Annotated in this window: 26 protein-coding genes; 10 read left to right on the forward strand and 16 right to left on the reverse strand. The window is 59.5% G+C overall.

Annotated elements, in window-relative coordinates:
• Window positions 1–90: 90 nt before the first annotated feature.
• Window positions 91–1,362, reverse strand: coding sequence for a hypothetical protein (locus IEW73_RS10670; protein ID WP_188674374.1), 1,272 nt, complete (start codon window positions 1,360–1,362; stop codon window positions 91–93).
• A gap of 88 nt (window positions 1,363–1,450) precedes the next feature.
• Between IEW73_RS10670 and IEW73_RS10675 the strand changes: the two genes are divergently transcribed.
• From IEW73_RS10675 to IEW73_RS10685, 3 genes are all read left to right on the forward strand, one after another.
• The gene (locus IEW73_RS10675; protein ID WP_229675921.1) at window positions 1,451–2,137 is read left to right on the forward strand and encodes a winged helix-turn-helix transcriptional regulator; all 687 of its coding nucleotides are present in this window, start codon (window positions 1,451–1,453) and stop codon (window positions 2,135–2,137) included.
• On the forward strand, window positions 2,134–3,504 hold the full coding sequence (locus IEW73_RS10680) for an FAD-binding oxidoreductase (protein ID WP_188674376.1): 1,371 nt from the start codon (window positions 2,134–2,136) through the stop codon (window positions 3,502–3,504). The genes IEW73_RS10675 and IEW73_RS10680 overlap by 4 nt, the downstream gene beginning before the upstream one ends.
• A gap of 70 nt (window positions 3,505–3,574) precedes the next feature.
• Complete coding sequence (locus tag IEW73_RS10685) at window positions 3,575–4,486, forward strand: cation diffusion facilitator family transporter (protein WP_188674379.1); 912 nt, start codon at window positions 3,575–3,577, stop codon at window positions 4,484–4,486.
• Here IEW73_RS10685 and IEW73_RS10690 read toward each other — a convergent pair.
• The 8 genes from IEW73_RS10690 to IEW73_RS10725 all read right to left on the reverse strand — a co-directional run bounded on the left by IEW73_RS10690 (window position 4,432) and on the right by IEW73_RS10725 (window position 12,417).
• Entirely contained in the window at window positions 4,432–5,496 is a 1,065-nt protein-coding gene (locus tag IEW73_RS10690) for a crotonase/enoyl-CoA hydratase family protein (protein WP_188674382.1), read from the reverse strand. The genes IEW73_RS10685 and IEW73_RS10690 overlap by 55 nt on opposite strands.
• On the reverse strand, window positions 5,489–6,262 hold the full coding sequence (locus IEW73_RS10695) for a crotonase/enoyl-CoA hydratase family protein (protein ID WP_188674385.1): 774 nt from the start codon (window positions 6,260–6,262) through the stop codon (window positions 5,489–5,491). Before IEW73_RS10695 ends, IEW73_RS10690 begins: the two co-directional genes overlap by 8 nt.
• Window positions 6,259–7,878: an acyl-CoA dehydrogenase family protein gene (locus IEW73_RS10700; protein WP_188674388.1), complete on the reverse strand. Its 1,620-nt coding sequence runs from the start codon at window positions 7,876–7,878 to the stop codon at window positions 6,259–6,261. The genes IEW73_RS10695 and IEW73_RS10700 overlap by 4 nt, the downstream gene beginning before the upstream one ends.
• 8 nt (window positions 7,879–7,886) lie before the next feature.
• Window positions 7,887–8,480: a TetR/AcrR family transcriptional regulator gene (locus tag IEW73_RS10705; protein ID WP_188674391.1), complete on the reverse strand. Its 594-nt coding sequence runs from the start codon at window positions 8,478–8,480 to the stop codon at window positions 7,887–7,889.
• A 125-nt stretch (window positions 8,481–8,605) separates the two neighbouring features.
• A complete protein-coding gene (locus IEW73_RS10710; RefSeq protein WP_188674393.1) occupies window positions 8,606–8,872 on the reverse strand; it encodes a hypothetical protein in 267 nt (88 codons plus the stop codon).
• An 821-nt stretch (window positions 8,873–9,693) separates the two neighbouring features.
• On the reverse strand, window positions 9,694–10,182 hold the full coding sequence (locus tag IEW73_RS10715; protein WP_188674396.1) for a hypothetical protein: 489 nt from the start codon (window positions 10,180–10,182) through the stop codon (window positions 9,694–9,696).
• Between the two features lie 492 nt (window positions 10,183–10,674).
• Window positions 10,675–11,805, reverse strand: a complete 1,131-nt coding sequence (locus tag IEW73_RS10720) for a hypothetical protein (RefSeq protein ID WP_229675922.1) — start codon at window positions 11,803–11,805, stop codon at window positions 10,675–10,677.
• A 264-nt stretch (window positions 11,806–12,069) separates the two neighbouring features.
• Complete coding sequence (locus IEW73_RS10725; protein ID WP_188674399.1) at window positions 12,070–12,417, reverse strand: hypothetical protein; 348 nt, start codon at window positions 12,415–12,417, stop codon at window positions 12,070–12,072.
• 9 nt (window positions 12,418–12,426) lie between these two features.
• On the opposite strand from IEW73_RS10725, the gene IEW73_RS10730 reads away from it, so the two are divergent.
• Window positions 12,427–13,329, forward strand: a complete 903-nt coding sequence (locus IEW73_RS10730; RefSeq protein WP_188674402.1) for an alpha/beta fold hydrolase — start codon at window positions 12,427–12,429, stop codon at window positions 13,327–13,329.
• Window positions 13,330–13,337: 8 nt separating this feature from the next.
• Here the strand turns inward: IEW73_RS10730 and IEW73_RS10735 are convergent, their stop codons facing one another.
• On the reverse strand, window positions 13,338–13,649 hold the full coding sequence (locus IEW73_RS10735) for a hypothetical protein (protein ID WP_188674405.1): 312 nt from the start codon (window positions 13,647–13,649) through the stop codon (window positions 13,338–13,340).
• A 108-nt stretch (window positions 13,650–13,757) separates the two neighbouring features.
• Between IEW73_RS10735 and IEW73_RS10740 the strand changes: the two genes are divergently transcribed.
• The 3 genes from IEW73_RS10740 (at window position 13,758) to IEW73_RS10750 (ending at window position 16,712) form a co-directional block, all read left to right on the forward strand.
• A complete protein-coding gene (locus tag IEW73_RS10740) occupies window positions 13,758–14,903 on the forward strand; it encodes a cystathionine gamma-synthase (protein WP_188674408.1) in 1,146 nt (381 codons plus the stop codon).
• Between the two features lie 89 nt (window positions 14,904–14,992).
• Window positions 14,993–15,556: an NADPH-dependent FMN reductase gene (locus tag IEW73_RS10745; protein WP_188674411.1), complete on the forward strand. Its 564-nt coding sequence runs from the start codon at window positions 14,993–14,995 to the stop codon at window positions 15,554–15,556.
• 76 nt (window positions 15,557–15,632) lie between these two features.
• Window positions 15,633–16,712 carry an exonuclease domain-containing protein gene (locus IEW73_RS10750; protein WP_188674414.1) on the forward strand — a complete coding sequence of 360 codons (1,080 nt, stop codon included), beginning with the start codon at window positions 15,633–15,635 and terminating at the stop codon, window positions 16,710–16,712.
• Between the two features lie 200 nt (window positions 16,713–16,912).
• On the opposite strand, the gene greA is transcribed toward IEW73_RS10750, so the two are convergent.
• Both greA and IEW73_RS10760 read right to left on the reverse strand, forming a co-directional pair.
• Window positions 16,913–17,407 carry a transcription elongation factor GreA gene (gene greA / locus IEW73_RS10755; protein ID WP_188674417.1) on the reverse strand — a complete coding sequence of 165 codons (495 nt, stop codon included), beginning with the start codon at window positions 17,405–17,407 and terminating at the stop codon, window positions 16,913–16,915.
• 259 nt (window positions 17,408–17,666) lie between these two features.
• On the reverse strand, window positions 17,667–18,092 hold the full coding sequence (locus tag IEW73_RS10760) for a DUF4307 domain-containing protein (RefSeq protein WP_188674420.1): 426 nt from the start codon (window positions 18,090–18,092) through the stop codon (window positions 17,667–17,669).
• 298 nt (window positions 18,093–18,390) lie between these two features.
• On the opposite strand from IEW73_RS10760, the gene mca reads away from it, so the two are divergent.
• The 3 genes from mca to IEW73_RS10775 are packed head-to-tail and all read left to right on the forward strand — an operon-like array spanning window position 18,391 to window position 21,625.
• Entirely contained in the window at window positions 18,391–19,290 is a 900-nt protein-coding gene (gene mca, locus IEW73_RS10765) for a mycothiol conjugate amidase Mca (protein WP_188674424.1), read from the forward strand.
• Window positions 19,290–19,601, forward strand: coding sequence for a hypothetical protein (locus IEW73_RS10770; RefSeq protein ID WP_372433580.1), 312 nt, complete (start codon window positions 19,290–19,292; stop codon window positions 19,599–19,601). The genes mca and IEW73_RS10770 overlap by 1 nt, the downstream gene beginning before the upstream one ends.
• Before the next feature lie 14 nt (window positions 19,602–19,615).
• Complete coding sequence (locus IEW73_RS10775) at window positions 19,616–21,625, forward strand: thioredoxin domain-containing protein (RefSeq protein WP_188675097.1); 2,010 nt, start codon at window positions 19,616–19,618, stop codon at window positions 21,623–21,625.
• Here the strand turns inward: IEW73_RS10775 and IEW73_RS10780 are convergent.
• The 4 genes from IEW73_RS10780 to IEW73_RS10795 form a co-directional block, all read right to left on the reverse strand.
• Window positions 21,602–22,696 (reverse strand): 3-deoxy-7-phosphoheptulonate synthase, encoded by a 1,095-nt coding sequence (locus tag IEW73_RS10780; RefSeq protein WP_188674427.1) that lies wholly within the window; start codon window positions 22,694–22,696, stop codon window positions 21,602–21,604. The two genes, IEW73_RS10775 and IEW73_RS10780, sit on opposite strands and share 24 nt — an antisense overlap.
• Window positions 22,697–22,981: 285 nt before the next feature.
• Window positions 22,982–23,851 (reverse strand): endonuclease domain-containing protein, encoded by an 870-nt coding sequence (locus IEW73_RS10785; RefSeq protein ID WP_229675923.1) that lies wholly within the window; start codon window positions 23,849–23,851, stop codon window positions 22,982–22,984.
• A gap of 102 nt (window positions 23,852–23,953) precedes the next feature.
• Entirely contained in the window at window positions 23,954–25,516 is a 1,563-nt protein-coding gene (locus IEW73_RS10790; protein ID WP_188674430.1) for an ABC transporter permease, read from the reverse strand.
• Window positions 25,513–26,430, reverse strand: a complete 918-nt coding sequence (locus IEW73_RS10795) for an ABC transporter ATP-binding protein (RefSeq protein WP_188674433.1) — start codon at window positions 26,428–26,430, stop codon at window positions 25,513–25,515. The genes IEW73_RS10790 and IEW73_RS10795 overlap by 4 nt, the downstream gene beginning before the upstream one ends.
• Window positions 26,431–26,477 lie beyond the last annotated feature (47 nt).

Here is a 26,477-nt window from a genome sequence, read left to right on the forward strand (position 1 = left end):
GTGTCCACTGTTCGCGCGAGACAGTGGTCAAGCGGAATGATGCGTCTCAACCCAATTTCGGGAGCCACTGCCGTGGATGGCCAAGCCCTGTCAGTGCCACGCAGTGTTGTGATCTGTGTGCGTTTGAAGGTATGCCCCCGGTTTGTAGTGAGTGTCGTAAAACTCGGTGTCGAGGTGCACTGCTTGCACATAACCTGTCAGCACCATGGTGGTAAATGTGCCGGGGAAGCGCCCAAACTTGTCGTAGATGTATTGGGCGATCTCGCCGAGACACGCAGTGAACTCGTCGCTGTACGGCTCCACCGTCCTCTTGACTCTTTCGGAATCGATCCACGGACCCTCTGTGTCAGGGTCGTAGGCGCCGCCTGGGCCGAACTTGCGACGAACAAACTCAGCGACGGCGCTACGCATATCGGGGTAGTAGGGCGGGCACAAGCCTTCGTACACACCATCGAGGCCAACCGGATTCGGTAGGATCCACCGGTCGTCGGACACAAACCTGAAACCCAAACCGCGTACCCCTTTGTCGGCAAAAGCACCGAGCACACTCCATCGGTTAAGCCCGGCGAGGAACAGTCCGCCAAGCCCCATCGCTTGCATAGTGAGCACAATGTTGTGAGCCATGAAGCTGAGTTCAGCGCAGCTGCTTTCATACGCGATCTGATGCAGCACGGACAGGGGAGTGGGCGGTGCTGAAGCATCCAGAAGTCCGCTACGAATGTAGGGGTCGAGGTTGCCTGCGCGGCAACCCAGATCGTCGTCAATGACGACACTTCCGTTGGCAAGGACCATCGCTAACAGCACCAACACTTGTTCGCTTGCGTCACCTACGGGCATGAATAGGGTGGAGCCTGGTTGGTTGGCCATCCAATAGTTCGGTGGCAGCATATGTGGCGCTTGCGCCGGAAGGTCGAGCCGACGGTCCGACAACTGGCGAGTGCACTTTTGGCAGGTCTGAACAATATCGTGGGTGCCGCCGCCGCTGTATTCGTGTTGGCGCGACGGTACGGCGTCGCGGGTGTTTGTGACGTAGGTGCCGTCGTCGTCGGTGTAGAACAACACCGGAGTTCCCGACCCGGCGGCGGTTGGTGCGGTGCGCCCGGTGAATCGTTGAGAATAGTGCGCGTGTGCGTCGGGCCTGTCGGGGCCGTGCGGCACCCCAAAGGTCCACCCCGTCATCCCTGTGCCGGATGCGATAAGCATTGATTGTTCTAGCGCAGTAAGAGGCCGAGGTTGTTTCTGTGATTCAAACGCGAGCGGCCCCGACGGAATTTTCATGCCAGTTCCGAAGCGGCGTGATCTTCGCCCAAAGATCGCTTCGAGGAGAGGGAACTCAGCTAATTGGCGCACCGGGTCACTCATTGCTCGCTCCTTATGTATCTTCCTCCATGATTGGCTCAAACTCTTGACCCGGGCTAGTGCAAAAGTTGTACTGGTAGAGGGTGATCACATGATGGCTGGCAATGGATATTCGCAGTTCTGTCCGGTGGCAAAAGCGACCGAAATATTAGATCAGCGATGGACCGTGCTGATCATTCGAGAAATCCTTGCTGGCAGCTCAAGGTTCAACGATATCCATCGCGGTGTTCCCCGCATGTCTCGAACATTGTTGTCGCAACGCTTGCGGCAGCTTGAGGCGGAAAGCATCATCGTGCGGCGCGAAACTAATGGTGGTCATGAATACCAGCTCACCGACGCCGGGCGTGAGTTTTGGCCCATCATCGAAGCGCTTGGGCGGTGGGGGGTTCGATGGATTGACTCGCTTACCGACGACGACCTCGACCCGGCCTTCCTGTTGTGGGATATGCATCGCAGCGTCGACACGGAGGCTTTGCCTGGACAACGGGTTGTCCTCGAAATTCACTTTCGAGACGTCGTGAGTGACGTGCAGGATTGGTGGTTGGTGCTGACCCAGAATGGGGCGGATGTATGCCAGCACGATCCCGGCTTCGGCGTCGATGTCACTTTAAGTGCCGAACTCCGGGCACTCGTCCGGGTGCGACGCGGTGATATCAGCTGGTCAGATGCATTCAAGAGGGGCACGCTTGAGACCCATGGTCCACAGGAGTTGAGACATGCAGTGCCACGGTGGTTCCGTCCAAGTCCCTTTGCCGACGTCGAACGGGCACACCGATGACTACCTCTGAAGTGATCAGCGAACTAGCAAAGCAACTTCCAGCTTCGGCAATCCTGACTGATCCTGCGATAACTGACTCCTACCGCCGAGACTGGGCAAAAGACCCGGATGCGGGGCACCCTCTTGCAGTGGTGCGTGCACGAAGCACCAACGATGTTCAAGCAGTGATGCGGTGGGCGTCACGGCATTCCATTCCCGTCGTACCGCGCGGAGCTGGCTCGGGCCTCTCAGGGGGAGCGACCGCCGTCAATGAGGGAATAGTGCTGTCCACCGAATTGATGCGCGACATCACAATTGACCCGACGACCCGCATCGCCGTGGTCCAGCCAGGGCTACTCAACGCCGAGGTGAAGAAGGCCGCCGCTGCGGAGGGCCTGTGGTACCCACCCGATCCGTCGTCGTTCGAAATCTGTTCCATCGGCGGCAATGCAGCCACAAACGCCGGTGGGCTTTGTTGTGTGAAATATGGCGTTACCACCGACTATGTACTCGGACTTCAAGTTGTGCTCGCTGACGGAACAGCAGTACGCCTCGGAGGCCCGCGAGTAAAAGACGTGGCCGGTCTGTCATTGACAAAGCTGTTTGTCGGTAGCGAAGGAACGCTTGGTGTCATCACGGAAATAACCCTGCGGTTGCTGCCTCCGCAACAGCCCGCGAGCACTGTTGTAGCAGGCTTTCATTCACTATCAGACGCCGTCGGCGCAATCTTGGAAATCACTAAAGTAATGCGCCCGGCGATGCTGGAGTTTATGGACGGGACCGCCATCAACGCGGTTGAAGACGCAGTGAAAATGGGACTGGATAGGAGTGCCCAAGCCTTGCTGATCGCTCAGTCTGATTCGCCTGGGGCTGATCGGTCTCGCGAGGCGAACTTCATGGCTGCAGCGTTTACCCAACACAACGCCACCGAGGTGTTCGTAACTGACGACGAGGCCGAGGGTGCAGCGTTTACCGCTGCTCGGAGGTTTGCGATCCCAGCTGTCGAACGACTCGGAACGCTGTTGCTTGAGGACGTAGGTGTGCCAATTCCTGCGCTTCCGCAACTCCTTGAGGGGATCCAGAAGATTGCACAGGATCGAGGCGTCTTGGTGGCAGTGATAGCGCATGCGGGCGACGGCAACACGCATCCACTCATAGTGCACAACCCCGAGGACCACGACGAAGCTCGGCGCGCAAATGTGGCCTTTGGGGAGATCATGGACTTAGCGATTTCCCTTGGCGGAACTATCACCGGCGAGCACGGTGTGGGACGGTTGAAGAAGGCCTGGTTACCCGGCCAAGTGGGCGAAGACGTCATGGTGCTAACGCGAAAAATCAAGGATGCACTCGACCCGGCGGGCATATTGAACCCCGGGGCGATGACATAAAACCGGTGTCGAGTGATCTTTGCCGCTGTCGACGTGCCGGTTTAGTTCAGTGCAGCTAATCTGACAACCGATGAATGATTCACGAGTAGTCGGACGTTTGATCGTGTTCTCCGTATGGGGGGCTCTTGGTTTCGCGATTCTTGCGCTGGTGTGGGGCCTGGCCGTTCAGTCACAGATGATTGTGTTTGACGGCCTGTATTCCCTGATCAGCGTGGCGTTGTCCTTGATGTCACTCGTCGCGTTCCGGATCATCCGCAAAGGTGAGAGCAAGCACTTCCCGTTTGGTCGGGTAGTGCTGGAGCCGCTGACGATCATCGTGAAGGCAACAGCAATCGGTGCCCTGTGCGTATATGCGCTCACCGTCGCGGTGATGGACATAATCGACGGCGGGCGCGAGGTCAACGCAGGGTGGGCATCACTGTATGCGGGGGCTGCGACACTCGGCTGCGCAGGTATGGCGATGCACCTTCATCGTCGGCAGAAGGCAGTTCGCTCCGACTTGTTGCGCGCGGAAACGACGCAATGGCTGCTCGACACTGTGCTCAGCGCGGGTGTGCTTATTGGCTTCCTCGTCGCCATGGTGCTTCAAGCACGCGACTACAACACAGCAGCGGGATACGTTGATCCCGCGATGGTCGCGATCGTGTGTTTACTGTTCTTAGCAATGCCGGTGAAACTGCTGGCGCAGGGCTTTCGTGAAGTAATGATGATGGCTCCTGCCGCGCCCATTGAACAGCGCGTTCGTGACAGCGCGAACGGAGTTCAGCAACGCTACGCATTTGACGACATGGTCTTGCGGTGTACCAAAGTGGGCGGCCAGTTGGTTGTGGAAGTTGATTATGTTGTTGGTGCGCAAACCACCGGCCGCACCGTCGAGGTGCTTGACGAAATTCGGCAAGAAATGACCGATGATCTGCGCGACCTCAACTATGAACTTTGGTTGTCGGTGTCATTCACTTCTGACGTGCGGTGGGCCGAGTAGGCGGTTCCCCAATCGCCGAACTCCTCATCGCGTTCGCGCACCGCTTGTTTGAATCCTTCCGTTGCGGCACGCATCTGAAACTCGTAGCCCTCCCGCGTATGCCGAGAAATCCCATCGAAAACAGTGCTAATGGTGGTCGAGTTGGCAATGCCTTGAGCGATGAGTGCGCTGTTTAACGTAAGTTTGGCCATCATCAGCTGGTTTATTGGCATTGCAGCTATGCGTTGCACCAAAGCTTCAGTGCGAGCCTGTAGCTCCTCCGCAGGGCACGACTCCACGGCAAGTCCCCACTCGGCTGCTTGCTTGCCCGTAAGGCAGTCACCGGTGAGCAGCAGACGCTTGGCACGCTGATCGCCGAGCCTGTGCGCCCACATACCAGCGGCAGGAATGCCCCACACACGCGTAGGCGGATAGCCGATCTTGGTGTCGTCCGCACAAATGATTTGGTCGGCATACAGGGCGATATCGGTGCCGCCGGCGACGCAGAAACCGTGCAACATCGCCACCACAGGTTTGTTGGCGTGGAGGAGGCTTGCGAATCCGCGGTTGAACCGGCTCATCATGGCGTAATCCACCATCGGATCCCACACCGCACCTGGAATGTGATTGCGGGCTTGCACCACGGGATCCAACACTGTGCCCTCACGGTTGTGGTCATCGTGGCCCTTGTCCTCACGACCCTGGCCACTGTCGTCCCAGCCTGATTCAGCGAAAATGTTGAGGTCGTACCCGCCGCAGAAACCTTTCCCTCGGCCTGACACCACCATCACATGCACTCGCGGATCAAGGTCCGCGCGTTCCACAGCGTGTGCGAGATCGACAGGCGTGTCCTTGGTGATGGCGTTGCCATGCTTGGGTCTGTTGAAGATGATCCGTGCGACGCGCCCGTCACGCTCATACGTCAGGCTTGGGTACGTCGCACTATCAGCTGGAGCAGGGCGACCCTCGAACAACGGGCTGGGACTAGTTCTCCACCCTGCAGATGACGTGCCGAACGGTATGTCAGTCATTGTTTCCTCCAAAGCTGCCATGGCGGCCTGCACCCGCGGCAAACCGACCCGCGCCAGAAATGGTGTCCGAGGCGAACGAAATCATGCCTCGTTGCCATTCATTGACGAGTGCTTGCTCGATGCTGAGTGATTCTTGTTCGTAGCTCGACAAACGGTCCTGCCGCATGCACGTTTGGGGGAACGCGGCGATCTGGGTGGCCAACTCGATCGCGGCTTGCACAGGGTCCGCCTCAATGCGGTTTGCCAAACCCATCCGAAGTGCTTCCTCAGCGCCGACAGAACGGCCCGTCAGAATCATGTCGAGGGCGTGCGAATGCCCGATCAACCGGGGGAGTCGAACAGTGCCACCGTCAATAAGTGGTACACCCCAGCGGCGGCAATACACCCCAAAAGTTGCATCGGGATGAACGACCCGCAGATCTGCCCAGAGTGCGAGTTCCAACCCGCCAGCGACTGCGTACCCCTCAATTGCGGCGATGACAGGTTTGTTCAACAACATTCTGGTCGGACCCATACCAGCAGGCCCAGGTTGGTGAGGTTGGGAAATTTTAATGTCGCCTTGCGCTACCGCTTTAAGGTCAGCGCCGGCACAAAAGTGCCCACCCGCCCCAGTGAACACCGCGACCGAGGCATCAGGATCAGCGTTGAAATCCTCGAACGCTTCCGTGAGGGCTGCGGCGTGATGATGGTCGACGGCATTGCGGACCTCGGGTCGGTTGATCGTCACAACGGTGACGGGTCCTTGCTTGTCGATTGTGATGCTCATGAAGCAGCCTTTGCTGTTGCGCGATCGATGATGGTGGAAGTGTCGATGCCAACGGGCAAGGTGCCAAACACATCTCCGTGTTCACGTCCGAGTCTGCTGCGCGAGTAGGCCTCGAAAACAGCCGGATTCCCGTAGCGGGCAAGCAGTGACGCTTGAAGAAGTTGCGCCATCTGTCCCACTACCGTGCGAGCGCGATACTGCATCGTCTCGAAGTCGCCGAATTGATCCTTGAGTTCAGCGAGAGCGGCAGTCACCCGAGGATCGTTCGCCTGTGCGATTTCGTCGAAAAACACCTCAAGCGTTTCGGGTTGCTTCGCTAGCGCTCGGAGCATGTCCAGCGCCGCAACATTTCCCGACCCCTCCCAAATTGATAGCAACGGAGCCTCCCGGTATAGGCGCGGCATCCGTGATTCTTCGACGTAACCGTTTCCGCCGAGGCATTCCAGCGCTTCGGCTGCGTGAACCGGCCCTCGCTTACACACGTGATACTTACTGACGGCAAGTCCGATACGCCGCAACGCTTGGGACCGACCATCAGTCAGATCTGTCAGGTGGGCAAGCCACAGACCGACAAGAGTTGCACCCTCAGCCTCAACAGCCAGGTCGGCGAGGACATTGCGCATCAAAGGTTGGTCGATGAGATAGTCGCCAAAAGCCTTTCGGTGCGTCGCGTGGTGAACAGCCTGCTGAACACCGACACGCATGAGCGTTCCCGTGGCAAGCGTGCAATCAAGGCGCGTCATGTTGACCATCTCAATGATGGTGCGCACCCCACGACCCTCCTCACCAACGAGAAAACCGACAGTGCCTGAGTACTCAACCTCGCTGGACGCGTTGGACCGGTTGCCCAGCTTGTCTTTGAGTCGTTGCAGTGCAAACGGGTTTCGGCTGCCATCGGGAAGCACGCGCGGCACAAGAAAACACGTCACCCCAGCGCTGGTTTGGGCGAGAGTGAGGAAGAGGTCCGACATCGGCGCGGAGGTAAACCACTTATGCCCGGTAATCAGGTACGTTCCATCGCTCTGCCGTACTGCGGTGGTGGTATTCGCACGCACATCGGAGCCGCCCTGTTTCTCCGTCATCGACATCCCAGCGATGAGCCCCTTCTTCGACAAAGGGGCGCGCAACCCGAAGTCATACTCAGTGGAGGTGAGCCCAGGTTCGTAGAGCGCCGCTAGTTCGGGAGTAGTCCGCAACGCCGGTATCACTGCGTACGTCATCGAGATAGGGCAGAGGTGGCCAGGGTCGGCCTGGCCCCAGATTTGCATCTTCGCCCCACGAATGAGGTGGGCGTGCGGGCGAGTCTCCGACCACGGTGTGCCATGCATGCCAAAACCAATGGCGTGACGCATGAGTTGGTGATAACTCGGGTCATACACAACTTCGTCGATCCGATTGCCATAGCGGTCATGCGTTTTGAGAACCGGCGGGTGAGCCTCGGCGAGATCACCAAGTTGCTGAGTCTCCGCGCTACCCGCGATGGCTCCTATTGCTTGGAGTTCAGACACACCATCCGTTGCATCGGCGAGAGCGAGAGCGTCAAGCAAAGCCGGGTAATCGGCTGGGTTGTAATCAACGAGCGGTGGGACTTGATTGAACACTTCGTGGGTGGTCATGAGCTTGCCTAACTGCCGATGGCGCGGCGGATCAACGTAAGAAGTTGGGGAACGACTTCAGGTGCGGGTGTGCGGTGGCCCAGGGGAGAAATGAGTGCGTCACCAACCGCACCAACAATGGCTGCGGAAGTGAGTTGGGGGTCTTGCGGTGGAATCTTCCCGGCTTTAATCGCCTCGATAATTCCCGTGGCGAGCAGGGCGGAAAATGCGGCGCGGAACTGAAGGCGCTGTTCATCGACCAGCGGGTCGACAGGTTCGGCGAGAAGTGCGTACGCCATCTTGGGATCAGAGAGCGCCCGGTAACAAAAGGTTTCCATGGCGGCGACGACAGCGTTGACCGGGTCGGACTCTCGTGTTGCCGAGTTCGTCACCGCGGCAACTTCCCGGCTACAGGCCGTGCGGAAAACCTCCGCGAACAATTCGCCTTTGCTGGGGAAGAAGCGGTAGATCGTTCCCGTGGCGATACCTGCACGCTCCGCAACCGCGCTCATCGCGCACCCTGCGTAGCCATATTCGTGGACAAGGTGAGTCGCTGCGGCGACGATATCCTCCCGCGTTTGAGCGAGACGGGCTTTGACTGCGGGTGTTTGGCGGTATGCCATGTAAAGAAGTGAACACCGGTTCAGTTCTTAAGTCAAGGGTTAGGTTGGGATGGGTTTGTAGCGCTTGGCCCACCCATAGCGTTGTACCTGTCTTCAATAGCCCCGCACACCAGATGTGGTGAGGGCTAGTACACATCGCACCCCGCCCCTGCTCCGGTGCCCTGAATATCAGACGGGGCCCGTGAAGCATCCTCGATTGCGGCGCTCTCGAGTTCGAGTCGTTCGGCACATTCTGCTTCAGCGTTGGTGAAACCGCCGGGGATTTCCTCACGCTCGGATCGTGGCTGCTGACCGGGGGCGCGCTGGCGTTCGGTGGGGATGTTCTCTAACTCCCGAGCGTTCGCTGGGACCTCAGTGTCGAGTCCGGGGGTGATTTGGCGTTCGAGTTGCACACCGGGGGCAGAGGAGACGGGGGTGCGGTCAGCGCGCTCGGGAAAGGCATGCCTTCCGACTCGGCTACTGATGGTGGGATCTGCTCGGAGTTGCCTGGGGCCGCGGTGGTTTCCTGGTCTCGCTGCGCCTGGTTCGTTGTGCGCGGGGACTCAGAAAGCGCAGGTTTTCCTTGGTGTGGTGCGCCGGGGGCCTGGACTATGGGGTTACCGGGGACGGGGACGGGGAAGGTGATGTGGGTTGCGCCCCCGCCAGAGTTGGGGTGGCGGCGATCATCGCGCAGGCCAGTAGCGCGAGGGAGCACCTTTCTGCGCGAGCGCTGTGCTGGTGGTGGTCGAGAATTTGTCATGTCTGCTCCTCATGTCACTGCAATCAGCAACCAGACATGCGCGACATAGCAGGCAGAACGCGTTATCAGAATTTGATGCGGGTCGGAAGGATTCGTGGATACACGTATGCCTGTGGAGCATATTTCCTCCGCTACAGTCGATGCGCACAATTAGAAGCGATCACCCACATCGCTCGGCAGTGACATAGGAAGAAACTGAAGTTCCGGTGTTGGACGACACATCTACGGCCCCACCAACGGCTACGCAACAATCGATGGGTCCCAACGAATCGTGATCGATACCGACCCGGCACCCGTGTACGCACTCATCCACAAGAAGACGGCTCAAATGCCACCGTCTTGTGTAGGAAAAATTAGGCGGATTGCCAGCGTGGGGGTTGAGCCACGGTTACGACGGTCTCAACCCCCATTACCAGGTGCGACGAGGCCCGCGATGATCTGGGCCTTGGGTAAACGCTGATCGCATTCCGGAGTTTAAGGTTCAGTTTTCCAGACTTGGATTAGATAGTCTTCGTCAACCTCGTTGTCCATCCAACCCTGGTTCTCAAGGCGGCCACGGGCATGAATCCTCACGGTGTACTGTCCGGCCCCGTCGGCGGTCAGCGGTTCGCTGATGCCGTCCCAGATATCACCGCCCCCGCTGCCCCAGAAAAGGAGCCCAGTCTCGGACTGCACTTGGACATCGAAGATCTCTTCCCAGCCGGACTCGATGCGCTCGGGAGCGTGATGTAGCGCCTGCGTTTCAACAGAGATGTAGCCGTATTGGGCCCCTGTGCAGAAGAACACCACCTTCTCGTTGACTGCGGGCTCCATGCAGGTTCCGCCAGGAATGTTAGGCGGGCCACCTTTGGGCCAGTCCATGATCATGAAAGCGCCGAAGGATTCGCCTTCGCCGCGCTGAATCCGTTGTTCCAACACTTCTCCCTCGTTCTCCGATTCTTGGGTTTCATGATTTGGCGTCACTGGGGCTACGTTGTGGTCTTCACCAGAACTGCAGCCTGCGAGTAACACGAGTGCGATCGCCGCAATGATGGTCGATCTGCGAGGGCTAAGACACGCGCGATGTCCTGTCGTATCTCCCACTGATTCGCTGCTGGGGCGTGTGCGGTTCATCGCGTCTCATTCCGATCATTAGGAAGATAGCCAAAATCTGCGTCGACGTAGAAAGGGTCGTCCTCGATTACCTTATTGGAGGTGTGCAACCAGGATGGATCTGCGCCTCCGGATCTGTTGTGTGACCTATTGATGTGGCACACGCTGTACCCCGGTCCCACGATATCGATAGCCACATTCGGCATCTGCGGAAAGTCCGCTCACCGTTGGATTCTTCCTGCATGCGCGGTCACGGTTCTCGGCTACTTCGCTTGGCGTCCCCCTTGTCAGAGGCTGTCCGCCGGGAGCGCCTGCAATGAATACCTGGCTTCCCCGCAGCGCGCACGCGAGCAGTGCCTGCGGCTACTGCGGTTCTTCGTCCCAGAACGGATACGTGTCGCTGGTGTCGCACACCCAGGATCGGGAATCGCCGTTGCTGGTGGCCGAGTCGGTGAGCCAGTACGTTTCGTCGGGCGCCCATCCCGCGATGACGCTCGCTGTGTCGTCAGTGGCATCGATCGCGGTCCCAGCTGCCGCCAGGTACCCCGCCACGGTGAGATGCACGCCTTCGTACTCGTCGGCGACTTGTGTCCAGTCAGGGACGACCCATCGTCCAGATCGTCCGGTGGTCAGGTACCAGTCGTTTCGCTTCTGCGCGGTGACCTCGATGGGGAACCGTCGGCACAGTTCGGCCCATGCCTGCGCGCGGTCTATCTCGTACACACGAGCGTTAACCGGGGCGCTGACTTGTCGCGTGACTGCCCGTTTCCATCCCATGCCGTCCTCGACGAACCACAAGCAGGCAGGTGCCCCATCGAAGAGCCGTCGTGTCGAGAACAGAGTCGGAGGTGTCGACCACCACCCGTCGGAACAGCTGTAGATCGGGTCACGTGCGGCCCGTGCTTCGTTCTCGCGGGTGCGCTCACGCCACTTGCGAAGACGTTCAGCCTCGGTCGACTCGGGACCGGCTAAATAGTCCGGACGGCCGTCGTCCCACGACCACACCGACCATTGGTCGGTCGCGACGAGAGCTGTGGTCCACCAATCTGAGTGGGGTGATCGTGCAATATGCTCGGCGACCCGTCCGAGCTCGCGTTGCACGGGCTCGGTAGCGGCGAGGGTGTCCTCGCCCTCGGGTTTCTGCCAGTACTGTGCCGCGTTGACAGCCTCGGCGAGAGCCGAACGAAGCATGGACGGTGTTACTGCGGGAAGCGTCATCTCGGACAGGCGGTAGGCCACCTCCTCCGGCGTGATGACGGTTCGCCACACGGACTCTGCGCCGGACCTGTACACCGCACCCTGGCCGGGCTCGAGATGATGTGACGCCCGAACGACTGCGTAACGCAGTGAGTCGCGGCCCTGCTTGACACCATGGACTCGTTCGGCCTCCAACGCGAATTTGAGCAGCAGTCGACGCCCACGCGGTCCTGTCAACAAGTCCTCTGCGATGCTCAACTTCTCCTCCATCCCGTACTCCTCGACCGGTTCGACCACGGCACTCCGCTCGGCCCGAACACTAAACCTGGTTCTCAACCGAGACCGGGAGCCAGGGTTGACTCATTAGAAATGAAGTTCCAGCTTCCATGGAGCGACATCCATTACGTCGTCTCGGTCCGACCGTCGGATGTAGGCCGTGGTCCGTGGGTTGCCTGTCCATTCACATGCCCAGACATTGCCCAGCCGATAGACGTCAATCGGTCCACCGTCACCCAAGGTGGCAGAAACCTCGACGTCGGGTTCCGCGTTGCCATAGACGACTCACCACGAGCTTCCAGGGATATCGGCAAGGTTTTCTGCGTTGAGCTTGAAGCAGTTTGGCGGCAGGGGCCGCCGCATCAGCCCGTCGGGTTGGGATTCCAGCATCGGGAGTTCAGATTCACGCGCTACCTGGCTGGCACCGTCTTCACGCCACAGCATGAGCAAGCCAGACATGGGGAGAACCATCCGCTGGATCTCCAGCTCAGCGCCTTCGGAACCCTCCTTGCCCGTTACCATCTCCATCCAGCCCCGTTTCTGTGGCAGGTTGCTTGCGTCGGTGACGCGGTAAATACCGTCTTGCCTTAACCGAGTATGTCCGCACGCCTCACTTTCGACTGATCGTGCCATGCTGTAGCGATGGCAACGCCGCGACCCATCACTATTGATCTTCCGACGCATTCAGTGGCTGCGCTTGAGTGGGGTCCGTCCGATGGGCCCTTGGCGATTTTGCTGCATGGTTTCCCGGATACGGCTCATACCTGGCGCCATCTTGGGCCTCATCTGGGCGAACAGGGCTGGCATGTCGTTGCGCCGTTTAGTCGTGGATACGCACCCACTGGGCCTGCACCAGACGGCAACTATGAACTAGCTGCGCTTGTGAGCGATGTCATCGATATCTATGGCGCGCTCAACGGTACTGACGAGGCGATCGTTGTTGGCCATGATTGGGGTTCGGCTGTTGCGTCCGGTGTCGCGAGTACGGCTCTTGGGAAGTTCTCCGCTGCTGTTCTTATGGCTGTGCCTCCGTTGGCTGCACTTACTGCGCAAGCATGGCCGCCGAAAGTGTTCGTTAAGAATGGACCCGTTTGGCTTCGGCAGCTTCCTCGAAGTTGGTACATGTTGGTTGCCCAGACGCCGCTGCTGACGGATAAGTTGATCGAAACTCTGTGGGCTAGGTGGGCGCCTGACTACGACTACACGCAGGACCTCGGGCACATTAGACGAGCGCTTCCCACGGCTGCGCATAAGAAAGCTGCTTTGAGTTACTACCGCGCTCTGTGGAACCCGCTGTACAAGAGCGCAGAGTATTCGGCTGAGCGCCGTCGTGTATTCGGCAAGCCCAAGGTGCGGACATTGTGTCTGCATGGTGCGGATGATGTGTGCATTCGAGCCGAGCTCAACGCCCACAGTCTCGCAGTGTTGCCGCGGGGGAGTGACGTCACCACAATCGAGCGAGCAGGCCATTTCTTTCACTTGGAGCAACCTCAGATGGTCAACTCACTGATTGACTCGTTTGTAGGGTCGCCGCGTTCGAGCTAGGTGTGCAACTACCGAGTGAGCACACCGGCGGACATTGACATGACGACCAGGACCAGCGCTAGTAGGAACCAGACGGCACCGAACCAGCGCCTCCATTCGTCACCGTTGCGCCAGCACTGCAACGTAAACAGCACCGCACCGAGAACTCCAAGAAAAATCAACCCAGTAGGCACAAACAAGATGATGGTGCGTTGTGTGTCTGCACACGGATCGGTGATGACACAGCCGCCGGGAATGGTCACCGCGGTGCCGATGAGCACACCAAATGCTGCTGCGACGACGAGCCCCACGTAGATGGCGACATTGCGAAACTGCATCATCCCACCCCCTGTCTTTGCGGCCTCTTAACTGCACGGTACGCCGACAAATCCGCACAAGCACAGGTGCCCGGTCGAAATTTGTCTGTCATCGGCATTAGTCTGAGGGGCATGAGTGAGCAGCAGGGTTTTTCGACCACGGCCATCCACGCGGGCTTTGATCCCGATCCTCAGACCGGTGTGGTGAATGTTCCTATCTACGCGAGTTCAACATTCGCCCAAGACGGTGTGGGCGGGATGCGCGGCGGGTTTGAGTATGCCCGCACCGGAAATCCCACCAGGAAAGCTCTCGAAGCAAACATGGCTGCGATTGAACAGGGCACGCATGGTCGGGCATTTTCGTCCGGCATGGCAGCGACTGATGCGTTGCTGCGTGCGACGTTGCGTCCCGGCGATCACCTCGTCATCCCCAATGATGCTTACGGCGGCACCTTCCGCCTCATCGACAAGGTCTTCACGCAGTGGGGGATTAGCTATACGCCCGCGCCCATTACTGACCTCGACGCCATTCGGGCGGCTATTCGGCCGGAAACGAAGTTGGTGTGGATCGAAACGCCAACGAACCCGCTGCTGAATGTTGGCGACATCGCGGCAATTGCGGAAATTGCGCACGCTGCGGGCGCCAAGCTTGTTGTCGACAACACGTTCGCTTCGCCTTACCTGCAGCAGCCGTTGAACTTTGGTGCCGACGTGGTCCTTCACTCGACGACGAAGTACCTAGGTGGGCACTCAGACGTCGTTGGTGGCGCGATTGTGACGCGGGACGAACAACTTGACGCGGACGTTGCATTCTTACAGAACGGCGCAGGCGGAGTACCCGGCCCGTTCGACGTGTTCCTCACCATGCGTGGCATCAAGACCCTCGCCGTTCGGATGGATAGGCACTCCGACAACGCCGAAAAGGTCGTGGACTTCCTCACCGGGCATAAGGCGATTTCGCATGTTCTTTACCCCGGATTGCCTGAACACCCAGGGCACGAAGTTGCTGCAAAGCAGATGAAGCGTTTTGGCGGGATGGTTTCTGTTCGCCTAGTTGGCGGCCGACAAGCAGCGCTCGACTTCTGCGCGAAAACAACAGTGTTCACTCTTGCTGAATCTCTTGGCGGCGTGGAATCGCTCATTGAACACCCCGGCGCGATGACGCACGCTTCGACCGCAGGATCGGTGCTGGAAGTTCCTGACGACCTGGTGCGCTTGTCTGTCGGGATCGAAGACAGTGCTGACCTCCTCGCGGATATCGACCAGGCACTCGCATAGCTGGTGTGTTGCGGTTGGTGCGGAACGGCTGAGTTGAGTTCGGGGCTACCACGGTGACGGACTCGCTCACAGTGACTAGGGTTGGCGGGATGACAGGCGAGATTCTATTCATCATTGGCAGTACCCGTCCCGTCCGTGTTGGCGACCAGTTGGCTGACGAAATCATCCGACTGGTCGAGGGGGAGGGCGGCCCAGGCATTGTCGTCGCGGACCTGAAGGAAATTAACCTACCGCTGCTGGACGAACCGAAGATGCCCGCCCTCGGGCAATACACCCACGACCACACCATCAAGTGGTCTGAGATGGTGGTCGGCGCCTCAGCCGTTGTTGTCCTTACCCCCGAGTACAACTGGGGATACCCAGCGTCAGTGAAGAACGCGATTGACTACTTGTACAAGGAATGGGCCGACAAACCATGCCTTGTCATCAGCTACGGCGGCGGTGGTGGTAAGCATTCTTACGATCAACTCCGCCATGTGCTCGGAAGGGTCAAGACCAGGCTCGTTGATGCGCCGGTAAACCTTGTTCTCAAGGGCGAATACGGCGACGACGACCGGCTCCGCGACCCGGCATCAGTCATCGCCGCGCACAAGGCTGACATTGTGACGGCCTGGGAGCAGCTACGTTCCCTAATTGATGCTGCGGACGACTGAGAACTTGTGCGGCAGAAATGTCGGAGTCGTCCGCTATCGTCATTGTCCAGAAGCATGAAACAGAAACGGAGTGACGATGACGGCTCGACGGGATAACACCCCGCAGCAGGGGTCGTTGTTTGACGATGGTGTTGCCGATATCGCACCGTCAGATGCAGCTCCAGCATTCGTGCCGGGGGCTACACGAACCGTCGCACAAACGCGACTGGCCGCACCGAGCTTTGTTGCGTTCGACGTGGAAACAGCCAACCGCGCATGGGGCAGCATTTGTTCGCTGGGGTACGCCGTTGTTCGTGACGGCATCGTGGTTCATACCGACAGCCTGCTGTGCACACCACCGCCAGGACTGGAGCAGTTTGATCCCGCGCACATCGCCATCCACGGCATCAGCCCAAACGATGTCGCTCGGGAACCAGCGTTCGGGGATCGCTTCGAAGAATTTCGTGCCATTGCAGGTGACCTCCCCGTGGTGTGCCACAACGCGAAGTTCGATATGACGGCGTTGAGGGACGCATGCCAGGCCTCCCGAATTCGTGTTCCAGATATCGAATTCGGCTGCACCCTAGTTTGGGCACGTATCGATATCCCGGGTTTGCCGAATTACAAGCTGCCCACGATTTCACAGCACGTTGGCGTCACCCTCGACAACCACCATGACGCTGCCGCAGACGCTTTTGCTGCCGCCGGAATCGCGACGCAACTAGCGCGGGCGCGCAATTCGCGCACGCTCCTGGACTACGCCAAAGCCACCGACACAGTGCTCGGATCACTGTCGCCACACGGTCTCGCGCTTTGCGCATCGACTAAACCAACAATGACGTGGCAAGGGCATCAACCAAGCCGCAAAGCCAGCGACATGCCTCAACCAAACTCCGAGGCAGATGCCGGGCACCCCTTATTCGGGCAAACAGTGGTGGTAACAGGCGAGTTCAGTCACTTCACCCGCGAAGAACTATGGGACGTGGTTGCGCGATTCGGCGGAAAACCCGAACTTAATGTCACTCGCCGGACCACGGTCTTAGTAAAAGGAACATGGGTGGACAACAGTGGCACACCCATCGAAACGAGTAAAGAGCGCAAGGTGCGCGAGCATATCGCCGCCGGACGGCACATCACAATTCTTGACGAGCCCCAGCTACGAGCAATGATCAGCTAACTAGGAATCTTCCATTCACTCGCCGCTGTGGTTCCGCGCAGTGGAGACCATCAATGATTGGTAAAGCACCGAGCGGCGAGTGGGGAAGTAGAACAGCAAGCTAAAAGCGATCACGCCAATGAGTACGGAATTGCTGTGTACAGAATTGCGAAGGCCCCCAACCTTTTTGCTGGGGGCCTCACATCAGTTCAGTGAAATCACTAAGCGTGATAAGGCTCCGCTTTGACGAGGGTCACCGTCATGGTGCCGCCGTTGGGAAGCTTGTACTCCCGCGTTTCCCCAACAGTGGCGTCAATCAGTGCCGCGCCGAGTGGAGAACTTGGAGAATACGTTTCGAGCTTCTCGTTGGCGGTGCTTTCCTCGCGGGTAGCGATAAGAAAGGTCTCGGAATCGGATTCGTCGCCGTCGTAGTAGACCGTGACAACCGAGCCGGGAAGTGCGACACCGGACTCTGTAGGCGCCTCACCAACCTTGGCGTTATTCAATAGCTCCTGAAGCTGCCGGATCCGTGCCTCCTGCTGCCCCTGCTCGTCACGCGCGGCGTGGTACCCGCCGTTTTCGCGCAAGTCGCCTTCTTCACGGCGAGCATTGATTTCCGCAGCGATGACAGGCCGGTTGGCGATGAGCGTCTGGAGTTCACGATCGAGCCTGTCGTACGACTCCTGGGTCAGCCAGGTCACCTTCGTGTCGGTCATGGTCGGTCACTCCTTTGTACTGCGGCTGGTGCGCAATGCACGCAGCCTAAGCCGGGCGGCGTAGCGTCCTTGTCGGCTACCCGCCATGCCTTGTGGGTTCAAGCCCCCACATGCGCGTACACGGCCCGTGCAGGGCCGTGTGCATCAAGGATACACGTCGAACGGGTGTACAGCGGGACAATGAACGGTAAACCGTAGCTAGAGCAGCGATTCCGCCAAGAATGGGCGAGTCTGACAGCCTCCCCAAGTGATCATCGTGTCACGGCAACAAATAGTCGGGAACATTCGCGCTGCAGCCATACACTTCAGCCATCCCCGGGGCCTGCGACGTCGTAATGTGCGTCGTCAGTTCCACAGCGGCCGACTCCGACGGTGGCAGATATATTTCGCGGCGTCCTGTTTCAGACCCATCCCGAGAACGGGCCCGCACAACACACACAACATCATCACTGGGATCGTCGCGAACAACTTTGAAGCGAATGTTGATTGTCTGATCGTCAATGACCTCGTATGCAAGGCTTTCGGCCGTGATCGGCGTTGACGTAACAGGCCGATACCCGACAAATGTGATTGTCGCGACTACGCCAGCAAAGACCCCGGCGACCACAATGATGAGCCAGCGCGGTTTGGGTTTCGTGTTTCGGGTCGGGTAACGCGAGGCTGCTGAATAGTTCCCGGAAGTCATGCGTTATTCCTTTGGTGTCGCCGCAGAAGTGCCAGCCACCAGGCCAGCGGGCATAGTGGATGTCTTGCCACACAATAGTCTGCTGTTGTCGGTGTTCGCGATGTTGGTGTGGGCACGTATCTTGGTCTATAGCTGTTTCTGTGCAGGGCGCCTTGTGAGTAAGGCAATCGTGGCGGGAATAATGGGGACCGCAATAATGAATGCGAAAGTTGCGGTCACCTAATGAGTGGGGGATCGTGGTAAAACGACAGTGCAACGCGCGTGCGATGCTGGTTGCTGGGCAAGCAGAGGAGGAATCATGAGCGGATTTCGGCTCATGGCGGTGCACGCCCATCCTGATGATGAGGCCAGCAAAGGCGCGGGAACGATGGCGCGCTATGCAAAAGAGGGCCACGAAGTCATGGTTGTGACCCTCACAGGTGGTGAGCGGGGCGACATCTTGAACCCGTCGCTAGACACCGCGGGCGTTCACGATCGCATCGCCGAGGTGCGCCGGGAAGAAATGGCCCGTGCTGCTGCGATCCTAGGTGTCCAGCATCGATGGCTCGGGTTTATGGACTCGGGACTGCCCGAAGGGGACCCACTGCCGCCGCTTCCCGACGATGCGTTTGCCCGGGTTCCTCTTGACGTCGCCACTGAAGCCCTGGTGAAGGTCGTTCGAGACTTCCGTCCTCACGTCATGATTACCTACGACGAGAATGGCGGCTATCCGCACCCGGACCACATCATGTGTCACCAAGTGTCGATGGCTGCGTTCAAGACTGCGGGCGATGAGACGAAATACCCTGACGCTGGGGAACCGTGGGAACCGTCAAAAATTTACTACGTACATGGATTCCTCCGGGACCGCATGCAGTCGTTCCACGACGACTTCCTCGCGCGGGGGCTTGAGAGTCCCTACACCACATGGCTGCAGAACTGGAAGCCACGGCAAGGCGATATTATGGGGCGGGTAACGACCCAGATCACGTGCGGCGAATTCTTCCCAGTGCGGGATGAAGCGTTGCGCGCACATGCCACACAGGTTGACCCGAATGGACCGTTCTTCGTTGTGCCGCTCGAGATGCAGCAGAGATTGTGGCCAACGGAAGAGTTTGAACTCGCGCACACACGAGTGAAGACCGCGATCCCTGAGACTGACCTTTTCGCAGGTCTAACACCTGAAACGAAGCCGCACCCGAAGGAGCGCAACCACTAGTGGCCACCTACGCGTCCGACCTGTTGTCATTGAGTTCGCAAACAGTTGCCGGTGGTATCGATGTGCTAGCCCAGGCCGGAGTCACTCCCACCGGTCCGGAGTTCGGCAAAGCGTCCCCGGTTGCGGCGGTCATCATTTTGGCCCTGGCGATTGGGTTGTTTTTCCTCATTCGTTCCATGAACAAGCATCTCAACAACTTGCCTGAGAATTTCGAGCGCGAACATCCAGAACCTGATCAGGCTATCGACGAAGGCACCGACAAGGGTGCGGTTCCGCTTGAAGACGGCGTGGATTCGGAACAAAGCCAGTGACGTCCGACTCGTCGATGCATCGCAATGTGCTTGGTGACGCATCGAGCCCCTATCTCCGTCAGCACGCCGACAATCCGGTGCACTGGCAAGAATGGGGCGCGGAGGCGCTTGATTGGGCTAAGAGCCGCGATGTACCGATCCTGCTGTCGGTGGGGTACGCATCGTGTCACTGGTGCCACGTCATGGCCCACGAATCATTCGAGGATGCTGCCACCGCCGACATCATGAACGAACACTTTGTCTGCATCAAGGTCGACCGTGAAGAACGTCCAGACATTGATGCCGTATATATGAACGCCACGCAGGCCATGACGGGCCAGGGCGGTTGGCCAATGACGTGCTTCCTCACACCCAGTGGTGAACCGTTTTACTGCGGAACGTATTACCCTTCGCAGCCCCGCGGCGGCATGCCTACCTTCACTCAACTTTTGGGCGCCATCAATGACACCTGGGCCAACAGGCGCGACGAAGTACACCACGCAGCAAGCGCAGTCACTGAAGCCTTACAACGAAACACACAGGCACTTCCAGAGACCGAGCGTTCCCTGTCACCAGAACTCCTCAATGCTGCGGCTTCCCGCGTCATCGCGGACGAAGACATCGCCTTTGGTGGGTTTGGTGCGGCACCGAAGTTCCCACCGGCAGCAATCATGGAAGCGTTGTTGCGCCATTACGAGCGCACCGGGAACTATCTCGAAACAGTGGAGCGTACCGCCGAGGCAATGGCGCGGGGAGGAATCTACGACCAATTAGCTGGTGGATTCTCCCGCTACTCTGTTGACGCCGAATGGGTCGTGCCGCATTTCGAAAAGATGCTCTACGACAACGCCTTGCTATTGCGGGCTTACGCGCACCTCGCCAGGGTTACTTCGTCACCGCTCGCTACCCGCATCGCCACCGAGACGGCAGAATTTCTCCTGCACGATCTCCGGACGGAGCACGGTGGATTCGCATCCGCGTTTGATGCCGATACAGAGGGAGTCGAAGGACTCACCTATGTGTGGACCTCGCAAGAACTGATTGACACACTCGGGTTGGAAGACGGAATGTGGGCGGCCAGCCTCTTTGACGTCGGAACCACAGGCACATTCGAAGGTCGTACCAGCGTCTTGCAGTTGCCCGAAGACCCAGACGACTTCGAGCGCTTTGATCGCGTCCGCAACACTCTGCTATCCCACCGCAACACTCGGCCCCAACCGGAACGTGACGACAAGGTTGTCACGGCGTGGAATGGCCTCGCCATCACCGCTCTCGTCGAATCGGGGCTAGCCTTCAACAAGCCCACCTGGATTGCGGCAGCAGAAACCACCGCCAAGTATTTGCTGGACCAACACCTTATCGCGGGGCGTTTGCGGCGCTCATCGCTCGACGGCACTGTCGGTGCTGCAGCCGGTGTGCTCGAAGATTACGCCGCGCTCGCAGTGGGGTTGCTCGCGCTGTTCCAAGCCACCGGCAACGACACGTGGCGGCGCGAAGCCGAGAACCTCATTGACACAGCGCTAGTACATTTTAGTGATCCGAATGCAGAAGGTTCCTGGTTCGACAGCGCCGATGACGCCGACGCCCTCATCACCAGGCCCCGCGACCCACTCGACGGAGCCACACCATCGGGCGCATCCACGCTGACCGAGGCGCTACTCGCCCTGTCGGTCGTCACGGATCCCGCCAAGACTGACCAGTACGCGGCAGCTGCATCGCGCAGCCTCGCTCGCGCAGTGGTTGCTCTTCAACAAGCGCCACGCTCTGCGGGGCACTGGTTTGCTGTCGCGGAAGCCGCACAGCACGGCCCACTTCAAGTTGTCGTCAGTGCAACCGATGATTCGCCTGGTGACGCTCTTGTTAGCGACGCACGACGTAGCGCGCCAGGAGGTGCCATCGTGGTTGCCGCAGAAGTCGACAGCACACCGCTGTTGCATGACCGCCCACCGGTTGATGGTCACGCAACAGCGTATGTGTGCCGCGGGTTCGTCTGCGATACCCCGAGGACCACCCAGGAAGGGTTACGCCAAGCGCTGTCGACGTGACCTGACAGCGCTCGCCAAGGTGTCGAGCACGGTGGCGGTGGTGGCGAAATCCATGCAGGCGTCCGTCACCGACTGGCCGTACACAAGTTCGCCAGGTCCCGGCTCCTGACGTCCGGCGACAAGGAAGCTCTCCAGCATTACCCCTGAAATGCCGGCGTTTCCGTCGGCAACCATCGCCGCGACCTCCGTAGCTACTTCAGCCTGCCGGATGTGGCTTTTCCCCGAGTTAGCATGGCTCGCATCGACCATCAGCGACTGCGGCAAGCCAGCCTTTGCCAACAGCTTGACCGCGTCCGCAATATTGTCGGCCGCGTAGTTGGGGCCCTTACGACCGCCGCGCAAGATCACGTGAGTATCCGGATTGCCAGTGGTTGACACCAACGCTGCGTGCCCGTCGGGGTCTGAGCCAAAGAACACCTGTGCCGACCGTGCAGCGCGGCACCCATCGATCGCTACTTGCACATTGCCGTCGGTCGCGTTCTTGAAACCAATCGGCATCGACAGTCCTGATGCGAGTTGGCGATGAACCTGGCTCTCCGTCGTGCGAGCGCCAATAGCGCCCCACGTCACCGTGTCAGCAATGTACTGCGGGCTAGTGGGTTCGAGGAACTCGCATCCCACGGGCAGACCTGCATCGAGCACACCGAGCAGCACCGAGCGGGCCAGCCGAAGACCACGGGGTATGTCATATGTTTCATCCATACCCGGGTCGTTGATTAAGCCCTTCCACCCGACGGTTGTGCGCGGCTTTTCAAAGTACATGCGCATGACGACGAGGAGATCATCACGATGCTTCTCAGCTTCAACGGCAAGGCGGGAAGCGTAATCGAGGGCCGCTTCAGTGTCGTGAACCGAGCAAGGCCCGACGACGACAACCAGCCGGTCGTCGTCACCGTTGAGCACTGCCCGTACTTCGTCGCGTGAGCGGCTGACCAGTTGAGCGCGGTCATCGCCGAGGGGCATCTCCTTGATGATCGTGCAAGGGTTCGGCAAAGGTGAGATCGAGCGAACATGAATGTCGCTGGTCTGAGTTCGAGTGGGGGGAGTGTCGTCCCCTACGAAAAGTGACACTGTGGGCCTTCCTTACTTAAGTTCGGCGGCCACACATGGACAGTTCATCCCGGTGCCCGCCAGCAGACGGACGGAAGCGAGCAGGCAAAATCGCTAGCTTTGGGCTCCGGATGAACGGTGATGGTCAGCGCACAGGACCACCAGCTCCACCCGGAGCCGGTGTAAAGCGCCAATACGACCTAGAAGTCATGACAACGACGATAACGCAGTGTCGACTTTTCGTCACATCGGCAGCGGTAACTTGTGGTGAACTTCCCACATGTGGTGTGGCAAAACCACCACAAGTTACCCCCGGGACAGTGCCTCGCGAATCTCGCGCACCACCGCATCGGGATTGGCATTCACGTGATGCCACGAGAATCGCAACACCCGCCACCCCTCGTTGATCAGCACATTCTGCCGAGTCATGTCCGAGGTGAATCGCTGAACATCTCGGTGCCAGGCCCATCCGTCCACCTCGATAGCGAGCTTGTGTTTCTCAAATGCGATGTCAAGAAAGTATCCCCGCACCTGCACTTGAGTCCGCCAGCCGTGGATTTTGTGCTTGCGCAAGTGGTGGATGAGTAGTCTTTCCGCCTCGGACTCACCTCCGGTGCGTGCGTTGCGCAGCATCGTGGTGGCCTTTCGCGCCCCGTGGCGGCCCTTGTTGCGCTGGTGGGTGGCGGTGAGGTCCGCCAATGTGGTCCACCGTTGCAGGGCCCGGTCCAAGAATGCGGTGCCGTCAGGGATGGTCACTGCGGTGTCGAGGATCGTTAGTGGTAGGGCGGTGATTGTGAGTCCTCGCGTAGTGGTGGTGTCTGGTGTCGCGATGGTGCGGCGACGGACCTTGCACCCGCGGATGGTGGCTTTTCGTGGTGTAGGCACGGTGATGTAGTGCGTTCGTGGGGGATGTGGGAGGAGCCCTAACCACCAGGCGGCGGAGGGTCCGTGTGCATGTGCACCTCGTCCGGCGGCGAACACGACCGCGCGCAGTCTCGCAGCGGGAGCGTGGCTGCGGTTGGCTTCGAGGTACACGCCTCGGTGGAGAGCGCACCACTGTTTCGTGGCGATGCGGTGGTGTATTTGGCGGGGTGTGAGCGCGGCCGCGAGAGCTTGGGCGCGGGTGATCACTCCGTCTTGGTTGGCGAGCAGGTGGTTGATGGGGGCTGGGTTCACACAGTGGTAGACGCACGCGGGGGCCGTTTGGTCCCGCGGCCGGAAACTTGTGGTGAGTTTGGTACCTCAGATGTAGTCACATCACCACAAGTTTCCGCGCAACTACCCGAGGTCGCGGCGGGCGAACGCGCCAAACCCTGCTGCGATGACGCCCACCGCCGCGATACCAAAGAGCACCCCGGCGGCATTGGCTGGGAACACCGCGGTGTGCAGCAGCGGTGAGGTGTCGAGCAACCATTGTGGCGGGTCAAAAATGGGCCCGAACAAGGCGATGACCACTGCGAGGGTGTAGCCGAACCACACCAGCGGTGACCAGGACGGTCTTGCCGCCGCAACAAGCACAGCCACCGCGAGTATTAGCGCGACTGCGCCCCATTGGGACAGCGCTGCGCGCAGAATATCGCCAGTCAAGGACCAGTCATCTCCAGCCGCGCCGTAGCCAATGGCGAGTGCTGCGCCACCTGTCATGACAACAATGAGCGTGCCGCCGATGGTGGTGGCTACGTATCCGGCGAGGATGTAGCTGCGGCGCCGAGGGGCAACGGCAAGAGCCCCGAGTCGACCCTCTTCCTCATCGATTTTCACCCGTAGTGCGAGTGAGATTCCGCATGCGGCGGCGAAGGCCGCGAGGATAAGCAGCGCAAATACGAAGAACGCGGCGGTGAAGGACTCCTCGCCGAATGCGCGCACAATGTCGGCCGTTGCCTCGGAGCTAGCCACGATCTCGTCGACATTGGTGGTCATCGAGCCGAAAGCAGCCATGAGAGCGACGGTGCCAATGGTCCACGCGAGGATGCGGCCGCGAGCGAGACGAATGTGCAGGCCGAGTGGAGCGAGGAGGAAAGCGTTGGCAGTTGGTCGTCCGGGGCGTTCGGTGATGATGCCTTCGCCGAGGTCTCGATGGGCGTTGAGCCATCCTGCGCCGATTGCGATGACAGTGGCTAAAGCGATAAGCGCGATCAGTGGTAGGGGATTGTTGGTGCCGAATGGGCTGCTGGCTTGGGCGATTCCTAGTGGCGAGAGCAGGTTGAGGCTGGTAGGTCCGGTGTCGCCGATCGCTCGGAGTGTGAAAGCTATTCCGAGGACGGTGAAGGATATGGCGAGTGCGCCTCGGGTGTGGGAGGTGATCTGCGCGGACACCAATGCCACTGCGGCGAAGAATAGTCCGATGCACACGAGTGCGAACCCGAAGGTGAGAGCGCCGGGTACGTCTGTTCCTGCGGCCACGAGTGCGCCCACGCTGAGAGCTCCGATGGTGCTGTGGAGTAGGCCGAGAAGGATGACGGTAGCGGCGAGGGGTGCGTGCTTGTCTATCTGGCCTGACCTGACGAGTTCCCATACGCCGGTTTGCTCGTGTCCGCGAGTGGTGCGGGTGGCGATGAGGATGCTGGCGATGGCGGCACCGAGGGCAAGGAACCAGCCGGATTCGTAGACGGTGATTCCGCCGAGGGTGTGGAGCGCGTTGCGGGGGCCGGTGAATGCGGTCTCCACCGTGATGAGTTCCGCCATTTGGGCGTAGGCCTGGCGGTCTTGGGCAGTGGGGTAGAGGGCCGCGATGGACAGGCCGGAGAGGTACAGCAACGTCGGCAGGATGAGGGCCCAGAGGACCAGGGCGGTCCTGTTGAGTCGGAGGAGGATGCGTAGGAGTGTGGCGGTTCCGGTCATCGTGCGCCTCCGTCGCTGGTGGTGTCTTTGTAGTAGCGGAGGAAGAGGTCTTCGAGGGTGGGTGGTGCGCAGGTGAGGTCGACGAGTGTGGCGGACGACAGGTAGCTGATGGCGGTGGGGAGGGCGTCGGTTTCAGCGTCGAACGTAGTGGTGTAGGTGGTGTCGTTGTGGGTGATGGTGATGTTGGTGAGGCCGTTTAGCGTTTCGAGATTGGTGGGTTGTGCGCTGGTTCGGGCGGTGACGCGGTTGTGCGCGAGTGCGCGGAGTTCGTTGAGCGGGCCGGATTGGACGGTTCGGCCGTCGCGGATGATGGTGGTGGTGTCGCAGAGGTGTTCGACTTCGCTGAGGATGTGAGACGACAGTAGAACTGTGGTGCCCGCACTCGCGGCTTGGGTGACGCGGTGTGCAAATTCTGCGTACATGAGGGGGTCGAGTCCGGTGGTGGGTTCGTCAAGGATGAGCAGTTCGGGCTTGGTGGCGAGGGCAGCGATGAGGGCGACTTTTTGGCGGTTGCCTTTGGAGTAGGAGCTGACTTTCTTGCGCGGGTCGAGTTGGAACGCCTCGATGAGTTCGTTGCGCAGTGGGTTGTTGATGGTGCCGTGGGTGCGGGCGAGTATGTCGAGTGTTTCTCCGCCTGTGAGTGTGGGCCAGAGTGCGACGTCGCCTGGGACGTAGGCGGTGCGTTTGTGGATGGTCATTGATTGCGTCGCTGGGTCGGCACCGAATACCCGCACCGTGCCGCTGGTGGGTCGGATGAGTCCGAGGAGCACGCGGATTGTGGTGGTTTTTCCTGATCCGTTGGGGCCGAGGAAGCCGTGGATTGATCCTGGGTCCACGGTGAGGTTGAGGCCGTCGAGCGCGTGGAAGGTCCCAAATTTTTTGGTGAGTCGTTCGACCTGAATGATCGGCTCCATGCCAACTCCTGAAAGTAGCTATCAAATGACAGTTGCTGTCACTTCGA

The organism is Hoyosella rhizosphaerae, assembly GCF_014643175.1.
GTDB classification, from domain to species: domain Bacteria; phylum Actinomycetota; class Actinomycetes; order Mycobacteriales; family Mycobacteriaceae; genus Lolliginicoccus; species Lolliginicoccus rhizosphaerae.

Bases quoted from the DNA above. Each gene is read 5' to 3' on its own strand.
- IEW73_RS10670 (WP_188674374.1), bottom strand. From the start codon at position 1,362: ATGAGTGACCCGGTGCGCCAATTAGCTGAGTTCCCTCTCCTCGAAGCG.
- IEW73_RS10675 (WP_229675921.1), top strand. From the start codon at position 1,451: ATGATGGCTGGCAATGGATATTCGCAGTTCTGTCCGGTGGCAAAAGCG.
- IEW73_RS10680 (WP_188674376.1), top strand. From the start codon at position 2,134: ATGACTACCTCTGAAGTGATCAGCGAACTAGCAAAGCAACTTCCAGCT.
- IEW73_RS10685 (WP_188674379.1), top strand. From the start codon at position 3,575: ATGAATGATTCACGAGTAGTCGGACGTTTGATCGTGTTCTCCGTATGG.
- IEW73_RS10690 (WP_188674382.1), bottom strand. From the start codon at position 5,496: ATGACTGACATACCGTTCGGCACGTCATCTGCAGGGTGGAGAACTAGT.
- IEW73_RS10695 (WP_188674385.1), bottom strand. From the start codon at position 6,262: ATGAGCATCACAATCGACAAGCAAGGACCCGTCACCGTTGTGACGATC.
- IEW73_RS10700 (WP_188674388.1), bottom strand. From the start codon at position 7,878: ATGACCACCCACGAAGTGTTCAATCAAGTCCCACCGCTCGTTGATTAC.
- IEW73_RS10705 (WP_188674391.1), bottom strand. From the start codon at position 8,480: ATGGCATACCGCCAAACACCCGCAGTCAAAGCCCGTCTCGCTCAAACG.
- IEW73_RS10725 (WP_188674399.1), bottom strand. From the start codon at position 12,417: ATGGCACGATCAGTCGAAAGTGAGGCGTGCGGACATACTCGGTTAAGG.
- IEW73_RS10730 (WP_188674402.1), top strand. From the start codon at position 12,427: ATGGCAACGCCGCGACCCATCACTATTGATCTTCCGACGCATTCAGTG.
- IEW73_RS10735 (WP_188674405.1), bottom strand. From the start codon at position 13,649: ATGATGCAGTTTCGCAATGTCGCCATCTACGTGGGGCTCGTCGTCGCA.
- IEW73_RS10740 (WP_188674408.1), top strand. From the start codon at position 13,758: ATGAGTGAGCAGCAGGGTTTTTCGACCACGGCCATCCACGCGGGCTTT.
- IEW73_RS10745 (WP_188674411.1), top strand. From the start codon at position 14,993: ATGACAGGCGAGATTCTATTCATCATTGGCAGTACCCGTCCCGTCCGT.
- IEW73_RS10750 (WP_188674414.1), top strand. From the start codon at position 15,633: ATGACGGCTCGACGGGATAACACCCCGCAGCAGGGGTCGTTGTTTGAC.
- greA (WP_188674417.1), bottom strand. From the start codon at position 17,407: ATGACCGACACGAAGGTGACCTGGCTGACCCAGGAGTCGTACGACAGG.
- IEW73_RS10760 (WP_188674420.1), bottom strand. From the start codon at position 18,092: ATGACTTCCGGGAACTATTCAGCAGCCTCGCGTTACCCGACCCGAAAC.
- mca (WP_188674424.1), top strand. From the start codon at position 18,391: ATGAGCGGATTTCGGCTCATGGCGGTGCACGCCCATCCTGATGATGAG.
- IEW73_RS10775 (WP_188675097.1), top strand. From the start codon at position 19,616: ATGCATCGCAATGTGCTTGGTGACGCATCGAGCCCCTATCTCCGTCAG.
- IEW73_RS10790 (WP_188674430.1), bottom strand. From the start codon at position 25,516: ATGACCGGAACCGCCACACTCCTACGCATCCTCCTCCGACTCAACAGG.
- IEW73_RS10795 (WP_188674433.1), bottom strand. From the start codon at position 26,430: ATGGAGCCGATCATTCAGGTCGAACGACTCACCAAAAAATTTGGGACC.